Annotated in this window: 16 protein-coding genes and 1 pseudogene; 8 read left to right on the top strand and 9 right to left on the bottom strand. The window is 64.4% G+C overall.

Going from position 1 to position 15,011, the window contains the following annotated elements:
- Nucleotides 1-273: 273 nt before the first annotated feature.
- The 5 genes and pseudogenes from mtgA to ACFQPG_RS09860 all read right to left on the bottom strand — a co-directional run.
- Nucleotides 274-1,005, bottom strand: a pseudogene (gene mtgA, locus ACFQPG_RS09880) (monofunctional biosynthetic peptidoglycan transglycosylase); the annotation flags it as partial.
- Nucleotides 1,006-1,047: 42 nt separating this feature from the next.
- Nucleotides 1,048-1,254, bottom strand: coding sequence for a hypothetical protein (locus ACFQPG_RS09875; RefSeq protein WP_380812528.1), 207 nt, complete (start codon nucleotides 1,252-1,254; stop codon nucleotides 1,048-1,050).
- Nucleotides 1,255-1,368: 114 nt separating this feature from the next.
- Nucleotides 1,369-1,890: a pyridoxamine 5'-phosphate oxidase family protein gene (locus tag ACFQPG_RS09870; protein ID WP_380812526.1), complete on the bottom strand. Its 522-nt coding sequence runs from the start codon at nucleotides 1,888-1,890 to the stop codon at nucleotides 1,369-1,371.
- Between the two features lie 66 nt (nucleotides 1,891-1,956).
- On the bottom strand, nucleotides 1,957-2,673 hold the full coding sequence (locus ACFQPG_RS09865; RefSeq protein ID WP_380812524.1) for an NYN domain-containing protein: 717 nt from the start codon (nucleotides 2,671-2,673) through the stop codon (nucleotides 1,957-1,959).
- A complete protein-coding gene (locus ACFQPG_RS09860; RefSeq protein WP_380812522.1) occupies nucleotides 2,670-3,296 on the bottom strand; it encodes a carbonic anhydrase in 627 nt (208 codons plus the stop codon). Before ACFQPG_RS09860 ends, ACFQPG_RS09865 begins: the two co-directional genes overlap by 4 nt.
- A gap of 166 nt (nucleotides 3,297-3,462) precedes the next feature.
- Between ACFQPG_RS09860 and ACFQPG_RS09855 the strand changes: the two genes are divergently transcribed.
- The 3 genes from ACFQPG_RS09855 to ACFQPG_RS09845 all read left to right on the top strand — a co-directional run bounded on the left by ACFQPG_RS09855 (nucleotide 3,463) and on the right by ACFQPG_RS09845 (nucleotide 5,281).
- Nucleotides 3,463-3,795, top strand: coding sequence for a hypothetical protein (locus ACFQPG_RS09855; protein ID WP_380812520.1), 333 nt, complete (start codon nucleotides 3,463-3,465; stop codon nucleotides 3,793-3,795).
- An 89-nt stretch (nucleotides 3,796-3,884) separates the two neighbouring features.
- Nucleotides 3,885-4,820 (top strand): lipoyl synthase, encoded by a 936-nt coding sequence (gene lipA / locus ACFQPG_RS09850; protein WP_380812518.1) that lies wholly within the window; start codon nucleotides 3,885-3,887, stop codon nucleotides 4,818-4,820.
- Nucleotides 4,820-5,281 carry a type II toxin-antitoxin system RatA family toxin gene (locus ACFQPG_RS09845; protein ID WP_380812516.1) on the top strand — a complete coding sequence of 154 codons (462 nt, stop codon included), beginning with the start codon at nucleotides 4,820-4,822 and terminating at the stop codon, nucleotides 5,279-5,281. Before lipA ends, ACFQPG_RS09845 begins: the two co-directional genes overlap by 1 nt.
- On the opposite strand, the gene ACFQPG_RS09840 is transcribed toward ACFQPG_RS09845, so the two are convergent.
- Both ACFQPG_RS09840 and ACFQPG_RS09835 read right to left on the bottom strand, forming a co-directional pair.
- Nucleotides 5,242-5,745: a CinA family protein gene (locus ACFQPG_RS09840; RefSeq protein WP_380812514.1), complete on the bottom strand. Its 504-nt coding sequence runs from the start codon at nucleotides 5,743-5,745 to the stop codon at nucleotides 5,242-5,244. The two genes, ACFQPG_RS09845 and ACFQPG_RS09840, sit on opposite strands and share 40 nt — an antisense overlap.
- A complete protein-coding gene (locus ACFQPG_RS09835) occupies nucleotides 5,745-6,896 on the bottom strand; it encodes a bifunctional 2-C-methyl-D-erythritol 4-phosphate cytidylyltransferase/2-C-methyl-D-erythritol 2,4-cyclodiphosphate synthase (RefSeq protein ID WP_380812512.1) in 1,152 nt (383 codons plus the stop codon). Before ACFQPG_RS09835 ends, ACFQPG_RS09840 begins: the two co-directional genes overlap by 1 nt.
- A 123-nt stretch (nucleotides 6,897-7,019) precedes the next feature.
- Here ACFQPG_RS09835 and dusB point away from each other — a divergent pair, with 123 nt between their 5' ends.
- From dusB to hflX, 5 genes are all read left to right on the top strand, one after another.
- The gene (gene dusB, locus ACFQPG_RS09830; protein ID WP_380812510.1) at nucleotides 7,020-8,015 is read left to right on the top strand and encodes a tRNA dihydrouridine synthase DusB; all 996 of its coding nucleotides are present in this window, start codon (nucleotides 7,020-7,022) and stop codon (nucleotides 8,013-8,015) included.
- A gap of 66 nt (nucleotides 8,016-8,081) precedes the next feature.
- Nucleotides 8,082-10,385, top strand: a complete 2,304-nt coding sequence (locus ACFQPG_RS09825; RefSeq protein ID WP_380812508.1) for an ATP-binding protein — start codon at nucleotides 8,082-8,084, stop codon at nucleotides 10,383-10,385.
- The gene (locus ACFQPG_RS09820; protein ID WP_380812506.1) at nucleotides 10,386-11,774 is read left to right on the top strand and encodes a sigma-54-dependent transcriptional regulator; all 1,389 of its coding nucleotides are present in this window, start codon (nucleotides 10,386-10,388) and stop codon (nucleotides 11,772-11,774) included.
- 19 nt (nucleotides 11,775-11,793) lie between these two features.
- Complete coding sequence (gene hfq, locus ACFQPG_RS09815) at nucleotides 11,794-12,285, top strand: RNA chaperone Hfq (RefSeq protein WP_380812504.1); 492 nt, start codon at nucleotides 11,794-11,796, stop codon at nucleotides 12,283-12,285.
- Nucleotides 12,282-13,577: a GTPase HflX gene (gene hflX, locus ACFQPG_RS09810; RefSeq protein ID WP_380812502.1), complete on the top strand. Its 1,296-nt coding sequence runs from the start codon at nucleotides 12,282-12,284 to the stop codon at nucleotides 13,575-13,577. The genes hfq and hflX overlap by 4 nt, the downstream gene beginning before the upstream one ends.
- Here the strand turns inward: hflX and mazG are convergent.
- A complete protein-coding gene (gene mazG, locus ACFQPG_RS09805; protein ID WP_380812500.1) occupies nucleotides 13,565-14,368 on the bottom strand; it encodes a nucleoside triphosphate pyrophosphohydrolase in 804 nt (267 codons plus the stop codon). The two genes, hflX and mazG, sit on opposite strands and share 13 nt — an antisense overlap.
- Nucleotides 14,369-14,428: 60 nt before the next feature.
- Entirely contained in the window at nucleotides 14,429-14,977 is a 549-nt protein-coding gene (locus ACFQPG_RS09800; protein WP_380812498.1) for a TIGR02281 family clan AA aspartic protease, read from the bottom strand.
- Between the last annotated feature and the right edge of the window lie 34 nt (nucleotides 14,978-15,011).

Below are 15,011 nucleotides of genomic sequence, written 5' to 3'. Positions count from 1 at the left end.
CGAATTGCCTTGCGGCTCAGGCACGACGGGCGGCTCTTCCGCTGGCGCGGGCTCGGCGGCAGGCTCCTCCGCTTCGGCGGCAGGGGCGGCGATCGGGTCCTCTGCTACCGGCTCCGGCCCGGCGAGAGGCGCGTCCTCCGCTGCGGGCAAATCTTGGACCACTTCCTCTAGCGGCGGCAGTGGTCGTGCCGTTTCATATTCCTCGCCAGGCACGGTCCTTGGACGAGTGACCGGCGGCGGAGCTTTATCCCTCGGTGCAGCGGCGCCGGCGTACACGCACGCATCCAGCCCCTCCCGTGCCACTACCCCGATCCTGGCAGTGATGCTGTTACCATAGCGGCGGGTGAAGCCCTTGGGCGCGATTGCGCCGCGTTGCTTGGGCAGGGGGAGGACGGCCGCGATCCGGGCCGCTTCGTCACGGCTCATGGCGCTCGAGTCATGTCCGTAATAGCGCTGCGATCCGGCGTTAACGCCATAGGTACCGATGCCAGTCTCGGCGACGTTGAGGTAGACCTCCATGATCCGCCGCTTGCCCCACAGTTGCTCTATCAACAGCGCGAACCACGCCTCAAGCCCTTTGCGGAAATAGCCGCCGCCCTGCCACAGGAAGACGTTCTTGGCGGTCTGTTGGGTGATGGTCGACCCACCTCGGATGCGGCCGCCAGACGCGTTCCGCTTCATGGCGTCCTCGATGGCCTCCAAGTCGAAACCGTTGTGCGAGCAGAACTTGCTATCTTCCGCGGCGACGGCGGCACGGACCATGTCGCGATCGATCCGCTCAATGCCCATCCAGTCGCGCGTCGCACCCCGCCCGGCAATCAGGTCCGAGGCCATGGTCGCGGTCATCGGCGGGTTGATGAAGCGATAGGCGAGCACCCAAAGGATGCTGCCGATCAGCAGTACCAGCGCCAGCTTCAGGAGAAACAAGGCAATGCTCGCAGGCACGGACCGCGAGCGGCGTGATTTCTTGTAGCTAGGTATCGACGAGCGGGGAGGACGGGCCATGCCGCTGGCCTAAACGCCCTCAGGCGGCTTGTGCAAAAACAATCAACCCTGAAGCCGGTCCTGGGCGCTCTTCTCGTAGTTCACCGCCATTGTGCGCAGCACGTCGGCAGCCTGGCGATCCGAGATCCCCGCCGCCAACCGCCGGCAGCGCTCGGCCTTGGAAGCGAGGATCGCGTGATCGTCCAGGGTGGCGGCGCCGTCCGGACTGGCGCCGCCGAGCTGTGTGTCTGGCGTCGGTTCAGTTGCCAAGGAACTCACTCAGATAATCCATCGATGGAAACACAACTGCTTATCGCCGAGTCATGTTCCCGACATAGTGAAAGTCCACGTTAACGTTGCAGCGGCGCCACACAGTCTCGAGGATCACAAGGACACTTCGGCCCGGTTTTCCTTCTGGTGGTCTTTGCCGGGATCGCGGCCGAACATCTTGAGCGCCGCGGCCACCAAGGTCGATCCGGCCTCCGCTTTCCAGATGTCAGCGCGGTCAGTGTCGAAGCGGATCAACTGCAGATCAGGATCGTCCTTGCCGTCCTTGTACCAGCTGGCGATGAAGGGGTTCCACAAGCGGTCGATCACCTGCCGGTCGTTGTCGAGGACCAGCGTCCCGTGGATGTGCGCGAACAGATCATGTCCCTTGGCGGCGTAGGTTGCGACCGCGCGATGGGATGTCTGGATGTTGCGCACCAGCTGTTCGGATTTCGCGCCAAAGAAATAGATCGTTCCGCCATCCCCCTTGTCGGCGCCGTCGGGTGCGTCGATCTGGGCGGTCATTGGCCGGGTGAGGCTGTCCTCCACCCCCTGAAGGCCGAGCATGACGAAAGGTGAGGAGCCAAGCTCCTTCCAGAAGAGTGCCTTGATTTCCTGTTCGCGCTCGGCATCTGCCATTGTGATCTCCGTTTCGGTTGCCGCTCGAACGGCGCACGCAAAAGACGGTTCCGAGCCCGAAAGCGACTAGCGCAGGCGCCTGACCAATGGAGTGCCGCCTTCCGTGCCCTTGACGTGGAAGTTGTCCGACAACGACCGGATCAGGTCAGACAGGCGCGTAAAACCGTAATTGCGGACGGAGAAACTCGACACGGCCTTGGCCCGCTGCCCGACCTCGGCCAGCGAGGCATAGCCCTGCTCGTCGCGCTTGGACGCCTTCCAGGCGTCACCCAGCAGGCGCACGAGGGCCGGATCAACGCCGTCGCTGCTCGCCGGAGCTTGCGCGGGCTCTGGCGAGCCGGCCGGCTCCTTCGCGGCGCTGCCGAGATGGATGAAGCGCGTGCAGCTGTTCTGGAAACTGACCGGCGTCTTTTCCGTGCCGAAGCCGTAGACAGGCAGACCATCCTCGCGGATGCGCTGCGCCAAGGGAAGGAAGTCGCTGTCGCTGGACATGATCCCGAAGCCGTCGACATGGCCGCGGTAGAGAAGGTCCATGGCGTCGATGGTCATTCGCATGTCGGTTGCCGACTTGCCCTTGACCACATCGAACTGCTGCATCGGCACGATCGAATGGACATTGGACAGGCTTCCCCAGCCCCTGAGCGAGGTCTTCTGCCAGTTGCCATAGGCCCGCCGGACATTGATGGTGCCGAGCTCGCCCAGCACCAGCAGCACTTCATCCAGGTGATCCGGCGACGCATTGTCCGCGTCGATCAGCAACGCGATGTTCGATTCCGTAGTCACGCCTGGTCCGCAACTGCGCTGAACTCGCCGCTCGCTTCGTCCAGTTCGTGGAGCCGACCTTCCGCAATCGCGAAGTGGCATCCGTGAAGCTGCAGCGTTCCGGCCTTCTCGCGTTCGCGAACGAACGGAAAGGTCCGGAGGTTCGCAAGGCTCGTCTTGACGCCCTCGAGTTCCAGCGCTCGCTGGCGGTCCTCGGCACCAGACGCGTCGACCCGGTCGCGGGCACCATCGAGCAGGGCGATCCAGCCGTCGATGAAGCTTGCGTCCGGATCGCCGTGACCGGCCAGTGACGCGGTGACCCCGCCACAGGAGCCATGGCCCATCACCACGACGTGGCGCACCTGCAGCTTGGTAACGGCAAACTCTAGCGCCGCCGACACGCCGTGGAGGCCTCCCCCGACCTCGTAGGGGGGGACTAGATTGGCGACGTTGCGCAGTATGAACACTTGCCCGGGGCTGGTGTCGAAGATCGTCGCGGGATCGACCCGGCTGTCGCAGCAGCCGATGATCATCACCGGTGGCTCCTGACCCGTCGCGAGTTTTTCCCAGCGGCGCCGCTCCGCCGGATAAAGGTCGCTCCGAAAGCGGCGATAGCCCCGCAGAAGCTCCTGAAACTCCGACATCTGGTCACCCCCGAGGTTGATGCTGGGCCCCGCAGGACCCGAATTGACCGATGCTGTTGGGCAACAGGGGGGGCCGGGTCAACCTCCCCCCGGGGCCGGAGGCGGAACGAATCGCCGGTTGAAGCAATGATACGTCCGTGGAGCGTGGGGCAGTGGAGTAAGCGACATGAAAAAGGCTTTGATGACCGCCGTACTGGCGTCCGGTATCACGCTGACGGGTTGCGCGACGAACCCGTACAACGATCCTTATTATGGCAACCGCCCGAACCAAGCGGGACGCGCCGCAACGGGTGCTGCGGTTGGCGCGGCTGTCGGCGCGGGCCTTGGTGCAGTGGTCCCAGGCGTGTCGACGGTTCAGGGCGCAGTGGCCGGCGGCATCGCCGGTGCGGTGCTCGGCGCCGTGGTGAATGGCCGTCAATATTATCGCGATACGCGCGGCGCCTGCTATTACGTCGACCAGTACGGGCGTCCGGTCTACGACTATAACGCACGCTGCTGATGCGTGAAGGCGCGGGGGCGGCCCCAAAGGCCGCCCCCTTGCTTGTTACAGGGGTGGCGCCTGTGCCTCCCAATGGCTATCTGCGCGGCATGCTGACGCCTCCCGCGACAAACTTTTCGCCCGCTCCAGCCAAGCAGCGCAAGCCCGACTGGATTCGGGTCAAGGCGCCGACCAGTCATGGCTATTCCGAAACCCGCAAGCTGATGCGCTCGCTGAACCTCGCCACCGTGTGCGAGGAAGCCGCCTGCCCGAACATCGGCGAATGCTGGACTAAGAAACACGCTACAGTAATGATCTTGGGCGACACTTGCACTCGGGCTTGCGCGTTCTGCAACGTCAAGACCGGTATGCCGCGAGCGGTTGATGCGCTGGAACCCGAGCATGTGGCGACTGCGGCGGCCGAGCTTGGCCTCGAGCATATCGTGATTACCAGCGTCGACCGCGACGATCTGCCCGACGGGGGAGCCTCCCAGTTCGTGAAGGTCATTCAGGCGCTCCGCCGGACGACCCCTAACACCACGATTGAGATCCTTACTCCCGACTTCCGCAACAAGTCCGAGACGGCCGTGTCCGCCATCGTCGACACGGGGCCGGACGTCTACAATCACAATCTGGAAACGGTGCCGAGGCTCTATCCGACCATCCGGCCGGGCGCGCGTTATTACGCCAGCTTGAGACTCTTGGAGAGCGTCAAACGACAAGCGCCCCATATCTTCACGAAATCGGGTGTCATGGTCGGGCTGGGCGAGCAGCGCCTCGAAGTTCACCAGGTGATGGACGACATGCGCTCGGCCGGCATCGATTTCCTGACCATGGGGCAGTATCTTCAGCCGACCCCGCGCCATGCTGAGGTCGAGGAGTTCGTTACTCCCGACGCCTTCAAGGCGTATGCCGCGATCGCCAGGGCAAAGGGCTTCCTGCTCGTTGCTGCCTCGCCGTTGACCCGGTCGAGCTATCATGCGGGGGACGATTTTCGGAAGATGCAGGAGGCGCGCTCGGCGCAGCTTGCGAGGGCCGCGGGCTGATGCCCCGCCACAGCGAGACCCGGCACCTCCCGTACACCCCCGAGCAGCTGTTCGACATGGTTGCCGACGTGGCTCGTTACGACGAGTTCCTGCCGTGGGTGGTCGCCGTCCGCATCCGCTCGTCAAGCGAAGCGGAGACGATCGCGGACCTGGTTGTCGGCTTCAACGCCTTCAAGGAAAGGTTCACCAGTCGGGTGCAGAAGCAGCGGCCCGGTCGCATCCTGGTCGACTATCTCGACGGGCCGCTGAAGTATCTTAAGAACGAGTGGGTGTTCGAGCCGGCGGCCCACGGCGGCACGAGCGTCCATTTCTGCGTTGACTTCGCGTTCAAGTCGCGGCTGTTCGAGAGTTTGGCCGGGGCGATGTTCGATCGCGCCCTGCGCCGCATGACGGGTGCCTTCGAGGCCCGCGCGGCGACGCTCTATGGGATCAGCAACTCCAGCGCGCAAACCGCCGCCTGAAGCCGGATCGAAGCACGGCCACCCGCCGCATCGAAGACCTTGCTGTCGGCAACCACGCTGTCGGGATCGGAGCCGCGCTCGGCTCGGGCGAAGACCACGGTGCCGACCGGCTTGCTGGCTGATCCTCCGCCAGGACCCGCGATTCCGGTGATCGCCACCGCGACATCGGCACCCGACGCTTCCAGCGCGCCCCGCGCCATGGCCCACGCGGTTGCCACGCTGACCGCTCCGAACATGTCGACCACATCCTCGCTGACCCGCAGCGCGCTCAGCTTGGCTTCGTTCGAGTAAGTCACGTAGCCGGCCTCCAGAATATCGGAGGCGCCAGCGATTTCGGTAAGGGCGGCGCAGACCAGCCCGCCGGTGCAGCTTTCGGCGACCGCCACGCGCCGGCCCAACCCCCGGTTTGCCTCGACGACTTCGCGGGCTTTGGCGACCAGTTCGGCAGGCAGCAGACTGTCCATCAACGGACCTCCATCCGGATCGAGGCCACTGCCTGTGCGGCGATTCCCTCCTGCCGTCCAGTGAAACCCAGACGCTCGGTGGTAGTCGCCTTAATGCTGACCTGCGCCGGCGACAGCTGCAGGATTTCCGCGACCTTGGCCTGCATCGCGGCGCGGTGTGGACCCACCTTCGGCGTCTCGCAGACGACCGTGCAATCGACATGATCGATCTCGCCCCCGCGAGTCCGGATCAACTCGGCGGCGTGGAGCAGGAAGCGGTCGGACGAAGCGCCTTTCCACTGCGGATCCGATGGCGGAAAATGCTGCCCGATGTCCCCGAGCGCGGCGGCGCCGAGCAGTGCATCGGTGATCGCGTGAAGCACCACGTCGGCGTCGCTATGCCCGGCCAGCCCGTGGTCGTGGGGGATGGCGACGCCACCCATGATAATCGGGCCAGTTCCCTCAAAGGCGTGAACGTCGAACCCCATGCCGGTGCGACTGATCATCCGTGAGGCCAGCATCATTTCGGCTTTCTCCCAATCCCTTGCGGTCGTCAGCTTATCCAGCATCTCATCTCCAGCAATGGTCGCGACCTTGAGCCCGGCATGCTGGAGTACGGTCGATTCGTCCGTATCCCGCGAGCTTCCCGCCTCGTTCATGGCAAACAGCAGATCGTCGACGTGAAAGGCCTGTGGCGTCTGCACCCGCAGCATCTGGGTCCGGCTAACTGTGCCGCGCAGCTCCCGATCGCCCTTGGCGAGCGTGTCGGAGACCGGCAGTACCGGGACTGCGCCGTCCGCGGTCGCCAGTGCATCAAGCAGCCGATCGACGACGTCGGGCGGGCAGAAGGGACGGGCGGCGTCATGAACGAGGACGATGCCTTCGCTGATCGCCTCGAGCCCGTTGCGCACGCTGTCGGCGCGCTCAGGGCCACCCAGGATCGGCTGGCCGACCTCCAGGCCCACCAGGGCAGAGGCGACCTGCTCCTGCTGGTCCGCTCCAACAACTACCCGCACCGCATCGACCCGCGGATGACCGATCAGGGCCTCGACTGCGCGGCGCAGAAGCGGCCTGCCGCCAAGCAAGCGATATTGCTTGGGCACGTCGCCACCGAGTCTCTGCCCGCTGCCCGCCGCGACGATGAGTGCCGTAACCCTGACTTTCACACGCATGGCCCTGCTAGATCTGCGCGGCAGTCCTTAGCTTCTGCCACCAGGAAGAACAGTGCTCGGGCAAGCCCGGCACCGCCGCATTCTTGCCCGCAACGCCCGTATCCCTTACAGGAGGTGGCTTCCATGACGTCCTACAAGCCCATCACCGTCGGCCCGGTCCGCATCGACGCGCCTGTCATCCTGGCGCCGATGACGGGCGTCACCGACCTGCCGTTCCGCCGGGTCGTGAAGCGCTACGGCGCCGGCCTCACCGTCAGCGAGATGATCGCCAGCCAGGCGATGATCCGCGAGACCCGCCAGTCGCTGCAGAAGGCGGCGTGGGATCCCGCGGAGGAGCCGGTCTCGCTCCAGCTCGCCGGTTGCACCCCGACCGAGATGGCTGAAGCCGCGAAACTCAACGAGCAACGCGGCGCCGCAATCATCGACATCAACATGGGTTGCCCGGTTAAGAAGGTCGTCAACGGCGATGCCGGCTCCGCCCTGATGCGCGACCTGCCGCTCGCCGCCAGCATCATAGAAGCGACGGTCAAGGCTGTGTCCGTCCCGGTCACCGTGAAGATGCGGATGGGCTGGGACCATGGCAGCCTCAACGCACCGGAACTGGCCCGGATCGCGGAGGAACTCGGCGCGAAGATGATCACCGTCCACGGCCGCACCCGCAACCAGATGTACAAGGGCTCGGCCGACTGGAGCTTCGTCCGAAAGGTGAAGGACGCCGTGTCGCTGCCGGTGATCGTGAACGGCGACATCAACAGCCTGGAGGATGCCCGCGATGCGCTCAGCCAGTCGGGCGCCGACGGCGTGATGATCGGCCGCGGTGCCTATGGCAAACCGTGGCTCCTCGGGCAGGTCATGGCCAACCTTGCCGGCGGAGCGAAGCCCGATCCGTCGATGGACGAGCAGCTGGCCGTGGTTCTCGAGCAATATGACGCCATGCAGTCGCTTTATGGCCGGGTTACGGGAGTGAACCTCGCCCGCAAGCATATCGGCTGGTACACCAAGGGGCTGACCGGATCGGCGGAATTCCGCAACCGGGTGAACACGCAGGACGATCCGGCGGTGGTCACGGCCATGCTGCGGGAGTTCTACGCGCCTTGGCTCGCTCGTTCTGCAGCCTGAGATTCCCGCCCGCTAACGTAATAACTGTGTTCTTTATGCAACGCGGCCGTGCTACGGCGTCGTTCGATGGACGCGCGAGCCGCTGCTGCTGACCTGAACGAGACGCCGCCGAGTCTGCGCCGCTGGCTCGCTGCGGAACGCGAAAACGGTCGCTTCTACCGCGTAGCCGAGGCAGTCACCGGGGCAATCCTGCTGGTCATGCTGGTCAGCAGCGTGTCGGTGCTCCGGCGCGGCGACCCCGGGGAGATGCTCTCCCCACCGCTGATTGCGCTGCTGCTCGTGGCCAACCTGATTCCGGCGATCGTGCTGATGGTTCTGCTGTCCCGACGCGTCGCGGTCAGCCGGGCGGAACGGGGAGGACTTGGGACCGGACGTCTGCACACCCGTCTGGTGGCGCTATTCTCCGTCATAGCGGCGGTCCCGACCGTGCTGGTCGCGATCTTTGCGTCGCTGCTGTTCCAGAGCGGGCTCGAGTTCTGGTTCTCCGACAAGGCTCGGGGCATGCTGGAAAATGCAGTCCAGGTTGCCAACGGCACATACCAGTTTGAACTGGGCCGGGTCGGCAATGAAGCGTCCACCATGGCGGACGACCTCGCCGGCTATTTAAAGCAGATTCCGATCGACAGTCCGACCTTTGCCGAGGGTCTGGGGTTCCAGACCTACCGGCGGACGCTGAACGAGGCCGCCGTCCTGAACATCGGGTCGGATGGGCAGGTGCGGACGCTCGCCGTCGTCAACGGTTATGACGGGATGGTCGAGCCGACCCGCATCCGGCGGGCCCTAGTGGAGTTGAGCCGAACCCCCATCGCGGACGTCCATACCCCCAAGCGGATCGGGGTTCTGACCAAACTGGATTACGGAAACACCACCTACCTGTATGTCGCGCGATGGCTCGACCCCGGAATCGAGTCCCAGATCACCCGGGCCGGGACGATCCTGGAAGATTATCGCGAATTGATTGCCCGGTCCCGCACCAATCAGCTGCGCTTCAACGCGGCCCTGCTACTGGGCTCATTGATCATCGTCGGCCTGTCGATCTTCTTCGCTCTGCAAATTGCCGACCGCCTCGTTCGTCCGGTCGGCCGCTTGGTGAACGCCGCCGGCCGAGTGGAGGAGGGGGACTTCACCGCTCGGGTCCCGATCGACCAGAAAGACGACGAAATTGGCGTTCTGGCTGCGGCCTTCAACCGTATGACCGGGAGGCTCGAGGAGCAGACCGGCGCGCTGAGGGCGGTGAACACGCAGTTGGAAACTCGCCGCGCCTTTATCGAGGCTGTGCTCGGCAGCGTCACTGCCGGGGTGATCGCCCTTGATACCGAGCGACGAATCCTGCTGATGAACCGCTCGGCCGCGGCGCTGCTGCAGCATGGTGAGGAGAGCGTCGAGAACAAGCCGCTGTCCGAGCTGTCATCTGATCTCGACGAGTTCCTCCGCGGCGACAAGCGCGAGGCCGACGTGCTGGTTGGGTCCGAGCACGGGCAGCGCACGCTCGCGGTAAAGCGGGTGCGCTATTCGGACGGCGTCGTCCTGACTTTCGACGATATTACCGACCAGCTCGCGGACCAGCGCCGCGCAGCCTGGTCGGACATCGCCCGGCGAATTGCGCACGAGATTAAGAACCCGCTGACCCCGATCCAGCTTGCCGCCGAACGCCTCCAGCGTCGCTACGGCAAGGAAATCTCCAGTGATCCGGAGACTTTCGGCCGGCTCACCGAAACAATCGTCCGCCAGGTCGGCGACCTCCGCCGGATGGTGGATGAATTCTCCAATTTCGCCCGCATGCCCAAGCCGGTGTTCCGCGAGGAGAACGTCCACGACATCGCGCGAACCTCGTTGTTCCTCCACGAAGTCGCGCACCCCGGCGTCGCCTTTTCGCTGGAGCCGCCGACAGGCGACATCCGCATGGTCTGCGATCGCCGCCAGCTCGCGCAGGCGTTGACCAACGTCGTCAAGAATGCGGTCGAAGCCATCGAAGCGCGGCATAATCGGGGCGAGCGGAATCCGTCGGGAGATCGCGTCGATCTGGAGCTGCGCGATTGCGACCAGCAACTGGTGATCGATGTGCTGGACACCGGGGTGGGCCTGCCCGAGGAACGCGATCGCTTGACCGAGCCGTACATGACGACCCGGGTGCGTGGCACGGGCCTTGGCCTCGCGATCGTCAAGAAGATCGTCGAGGAACATGGCGGCGAGATTGCGTTCCTCGATCGGCCCGGCGGCGGAACCCATGTCAGGATCGCGTTCGACAAGAGCCGGCTGGCCGCACTCGCCACTGCTGCTTCGGAGGAAGAACCGGCCTCAGCCGACGGCCAGCAGCCGGGCCGGAGGCGGGACGACGATGCCAACCCATCAGATGAGGAGCAGGCCTAAATGGCACTTGAAGTGCTGGTAGTCGACGATGAGGCCGATATCCGGGAGCTGGTCAGCGGAGTCCTGGAGGACGAGGGGTATGCGGTTCGTACCGCGGCCAACAGCACCGAAGCGCTGGAGGCGATCGAAGAGCGGCGCCCGAGCCTGGTCCTGCTTGACGTCTGGCTGCAGGGCTCGCGGCTAGACGGGTTGCAGTTGCTGGAGCAGGTCAAGCGCCGGGATCCGACGCTTCCCGTGCTGATGATCTCCGGCCATGGCAATCTCGATACCGCGGTTGCCGCCATCCGCGAAGGCGCGGTCGATTTCATAGAAAAGCCGTTCGAGGCTGGGCGGCTGCTGCACCTCGTTGGCCGCGCCACCGAGACCGACCGGCTCCGCCGGGAGAATGCCACGCTTCGCGAGCGGGCCGGTTACGACGAGCAGCTGAACGGCAGTTCGGTCGCGATCAACACAGTCCGGGCTACCCTGAAGCGGGTTGCTCCCACCGGCAGCCGGGTGCTGATCACCGGCCCCGCCGGGGTCGGCAAGGAAATCGCTGCGCGCACGATCCACCAGTGGAGCACTCGCGCAGGCGCTTCTTTCATCACCGTGTCATCGGCGCGCATGGAACCGGAACGGGTCGAGGAGGAACTGTTCGGCAGCGAAGCCGACGGGGTGGCCCGCCCCGGCCTGCTCGAGCAGGCGCACGGTGGCACCCTGTTCATGGACGAAATCGCCGACATGCCGCTCACCACCCAGGCCAAGATCCTGCGGGTGCTGACGGACCAGAGCTTTACCCGCGTCGGTGGCCAGCGCCCTGTTAAGGTCGACGTCCGGGTGCTGTCCTCCACCTCTCGCAACCTTCAGGAGGAAATTGCGGGCGGGCGATTCCGCGAAGACCTGTATTACCGCCTCAATGTCGTTCCGGTGCGGATCCCGCCGCTGCGCGAGCGCCGCGAGGACATCCCCGAGATCGCCAACCACTTCCTGGCCCGTTTTGCCGGGGATCGGCAGCTGGCCGCACCCGTGCTGTCAGAAGAGGCGGTTGCGGCGCTGCAGGCCCACGACTGGCCCGGCAACGTCCGTCAGCTTCGCAACATCATCGAGCGCACAGTGATCCTCGCCCCGACCGATCGGTTGGAGCGGATCGATGTGGACCTGCTCCCATCCGAGGTCCTTGAAGGCGGCGGGGGAGGAGGCGTCAACAACAGCGCCTTGTCGATCATGGGCAGCCCTCTCCGCGAGGCGCGGGAAAGCTTCGAGCGCGAGTATCTCCGGGTCCAGATAAGGCGCTTCTCAGGCAACATCTCCCGCACAGCTTCGTTCATCGGAATGGAGCGCTCGGCTTTGCACCGGAAACTCAAGGCTTTGGGCCTCGGGGACAAGGGAGCGCCGAGCGACGAAGGATAATCATAAGAGGCGTGAACACATGCCCGACAAGCCGTTGAGTTTGCAGGATCATTTTCTCAACAATCTCCGCCGTTCAAAAATCTCCGTGACTATCTTCCTGGTCAAGGGGGTGAAGCTTCAGGGAATCATCACCTGGTTCGACGCCTTCTCATTGCTGTTGCGGCGGGAAGGGGTCAGCCAACTGATCTACAAGCACGCCATGTCGACGATCATGCCGGCCGAACCGCCGCAGGATCTCGACCTCTCCCAGTTCACCGGCAGCCGGCTCGACGCGAGCCGGACTACTCTCCAGGACAAATTCCTGGCGGCGGCTGCTCGGCAACAGGAACCGATGACTGTGTTTCTCGTAAACGGTGTGATGTTACAGGGAGAAGTGCTTGCGTTTAATCGCTTCTCCATGCTGTTGGGGCGCCGGGGACAGCTTCAGCTGGTCTACAAGCATGCGGTCTCCACCCTGCAGCCCGAACGGCCGTTGATGCTGGAAGACGGTGAGGAGGGGGAGGGCTCGTGAGCACTTTTAACCGTGCCTCTGAGGATGGCATCGGCCGCGGCGAACGCGCGTTTCTCGTGCTTCCGGACCGAAGCGATGGCGCGCTTCGCTCGGTGGAGGCGCGGCTCGATGAAGCCGAGGGACTGGCTGGCGCTATCGGGATCGACGTGGTCGGGCGCCGCGCTTTCCGCATCCGCCAGCCACGGCCAGCAACCTTGTTCGGAAAGGGGCAGGTTGAAGAGATCGGCAAGCTCGCGGAGGACAGCGGCGCGAAGCTCCTGATCGTCGATGCGTCTCTGTCGCCGGTCCAGCAGAAAAGCCTCGAGGAACAGGCTAAAACCAAGGTGATCGACCGTACCGGTCTGATCCTGGAGATATTCGGGGAGCGCGCCGCCACTGCGGAAGGGCGTTTGCAGGTGGAACTGGCTCACCTGGATTACCAGGCTGGGCGTCTGGTTCGCAGCTGGACCCACCTCGAGCGGCAGCGGGGCGGATTCGGCTTCCTTGGTGGCCCCGGCGAAACCCAGATCGAAGCCGACCGTCGTCTCATCCGCGATCGCATGGCCAAGATCCGGCGGGAGTTGGAACAGGTGCGCCGCACTCGCGGGCTCCATCGTGATCGACGCCAGCGCGCGCCATGGCCGATCATCGCTCTGGTGGGCTACACCAACGCAGGCAAATCGACGCTGTTCAACCGCATGACGCGAGCGGATGTGCTGGCGGAAGACCTTCTCTTCGCCACCCTTGATCCAACCATGCGGCAGGTGAAGATCCCAGGCTTCGACAAGGCGATACTGTCCGACACCGTAGGGTTCGTGTCCAACCTCCCAACCGAGTTGGTCGCGGCGTTCCGGGCGACGCTCGAGGAAGTGTCATCGGCGAACCTCATCCTTCACGTCCGCGACATCGCCCATCCAGACAGCGATGCCCAGAAGGCGGATGTCGAAGCCGTGCTCGGCTCGCTCGGCATGGACGAGGAGGGGGCTCCGCCGCGCCTGGAGGTTTGGAACAAGATTGATCTGCTCGGCGACGACGATCGCGCAGCCATGCTTAACGAGGCTGAGCGGCGGGAGGATGTCGTGGCGATCTCTGCGGCGGAGGGTTCAGGGATTGATGGGTTGCAGCAGGAAATTGCCCTGCGGCTTCGCGGCGACGCCTTGGTGCACCATCTTCGCGTGGGGACGGGAGACGGCGGCCGCCTTGCGTGGCTGCATTCGCGCGGAGAAGTGCTGGATAGCCGCGTCGAGGGCGATTTCATCGCCGTAGACGTTCGCCTGTCGCCGGAAAACTGGACCCGCTATCAGTCGCTCTGAGCGCGCTTTGCCCTCCCCCAGAGCCGTTCCTTCTCCTCCAGCGTCAAGGCCGCGAAACCCCGCTCGCTTTCGATGGTGCGGAAGCGCCGCTCGAACTTGCGATTGGCCTGACGGAGCGCCTCTTCAGCATCGATGTTGAGATGCCGTGCGAGGTTTACGACTGCAAACAGCAGATCGCCGAGTTCCTCCATCCGGGGCGCTGGCTCAACCTCCGCATCGAGCTCGCGCAGTTCCTCGTCGATCTTTGCCCGGGGACCCCGTGGATCAGGCCAGTCGAAGCCGGTGCGGGCAGCCCGTTGCTGGAGCTTGGCCGCACGCTCCAGGGCAGGAAGCGCCAGGGCAACGCCGGAGAGAGCGCTGGAGTCTTTGGTCTTGCCAGCGCGCTCTTCAGCTTTGATCTGCTCCCAAAGGTGATGACCACCGCTCGGCGCGTCGCCGAAGATGTGCGGATGCCTGCGTTCAAGCTTGTCGCAAATGCCCGCAATGACGTCGTCCAACCCGAAATGACCGGCATCGGCTGCAATCTGAGCGTGGAACACAACTTGCAGCTGCAGATCGCCAAGCTCTTCCTGCAGGTCGGCTAGGTCATTGCGCGCTATCGCGTCCGCGACTTCGTAGGCTTCCTCGATCGTGTAGGGCGCGATGGTCGCGAAGGTCTGGACACGATCCCACTCGCAGCCATGCACCGGATCGCGAAGCTGCTTCATGATCTTCGCCAGCCGATGGAGACTTGCATCCAGTTCTTGCGGCGCTTCGGCCCGGGCAGGCCGGGCTGGATCAGCATCGCTCATGAGAATTCCTAAGTATGATAATATGCATTATGTAAAGACCAACTAGGTGTGAGAGCGAGATCAGGGCTCCAGAATGAGCCAGCGCCCCTCGACACCCCATCGCTGCAAGGTGGATAGGAAATTCATCCCAAGCACGTTCAAAGTGTCATGTTCCGCGACGTAGACGCCGAAGTCGCGCCGCTCGATGCCGCTGACGCTAAGCATGCCAGCCCGGCCAACGCCGACCCGGATGATGCCGTTGCCGGTCCGCACCAACTGCTCTCGCACCGGGTCAACACGAAGTCTGCTCAGGGCCGCGGTTTCGCTTCCGACCGTTGTCATCGTTGCCCCGCTGTCGATCAGGAAGTTGACCGGCGTACCGTTGAGTTCGCCTTCGATCCAGAAATGTCCGTCGAGCGCCATCGGGATACGGATCTGCTCGCCGACCTGTACCGGCTGCCCAGTCGCTTCCGACTGTAGCCGCTGCGCGACGAACCCCAAGTCGTCGCGGAACGTGAAAACCACGAAGCCGGCGCCGAAGATAACGAGCCACGCGGTGGCCATGGTCAGCATCGATGCCAAGCGCCCGCGCCGCCCGATCAGCAGCCCTGCCACGAGCATAATGGCCATCAAGAGGTACAGGCTGCCAAGCTGAAGATCGTTG

The organism is Sphingomonas sp. GCM10030256, assembly GCF_042666415.1.
Taxonomy (GTDB): Bacteria; Pseudomonadota; Alphaproteobacteria; order Sphingomonadales; family Sphingomonadaceae; genus Sphingomicrobium.
The sequence above is the reverse complement of the archived record's forward strand: the minus strand, read 5'-3'. Positions and strand labels throughout refer to the sequence as shown.

Coding starts and splice junctions, on each gene's coding strand:
- ACFQPG_RS09870 (WP_380812526.1), bottom strand. CDS start 1,890: ATGGCAGATGCCGAGCGCGAACAGGAAATCAAGGCACTCTTCTGGAAG.
- ACFQPG_RS09800 (WP_380812498.1), bottom strand. CDS start 14,977: ATGGCCATTATGCTCGTGGCAGGGCTGCTGATCGGGCGGCGCGGGCGC.
- lipA (WP_380812518.1), top strand. CDS start 3,885: ATGCTGACGCCTCCCGCGACAAACTTTTCGCCCGCTCCAGCCAAGCAG.
- hfq (WP_380812504.1), top strand. CDS start 11,794: ATGCCCGACAAGCCGTTGAGTTTGCAGGATCATTTTCTCAACAATCTC.
- mazG (WP_380812500.1), bottom strand. CDS start 14,368: ATGAGCGATGCTGATCCAGCCCGGCCTGCCCGGGCCGAAGCGCCGCAA.
- ACFQPG_RS09820 (WP_380812506.1), top strand. CDS start 10,386: ATGGCACTTGAAGTGCTGGTAGTCGACGATGAGGCCGATATCCGGGAG.
- ACFQPG_RS09840 (WP_380812514.1), bottom strand. CDS start 5,745: ATGGACAGTCTGCTGCCTGCCGAACTGGTCGCCAAAGCCCGCGAAGTC.
- ACFQPG_RS09860 (WP_380812522.1), bottom strand. CDS start 3,296: ATGTCGGAGTTTCAGGAGCTTCTGCGGGGCTATCGCCGCTTTCGGAGC.
- dusB (WP_380812510.1), top strand. CDS start 7,020: ATGACGTCCTACAAGCCCATCACCGTCGGCCCGGTCCGCATCGACGCG.
- ACFQPG_RS09835 (WP_380812512.1), bottom strand. CDS start 6,896: ATGCGTGTGAAAGTCAGGGTTACGGCACTCATCGTCGCGGCGGGCAGC.
- ACFQPG_RS09825 (WP_380812508.1), top strand. CDS start 8,082: ATGGACGCGCGAGCCGCTGCTGCTGACCTGAACGAGACGCCGCCGAGT.
- ACFQPG_RS09845 (WP_380812516.1), top strand. CDS start 4,820: ATGCCCCGCCACAGCGAGACCCGGCACCTCCCGTACACCCCCGAGCAG.
- ACFQPG_RS09855 (WP_380812520.1), top strand. CDS start 3,463: ATGAAAAAGGCTTTGATGACCGCCGTACTGGCGTCCGGTATCACGCTG.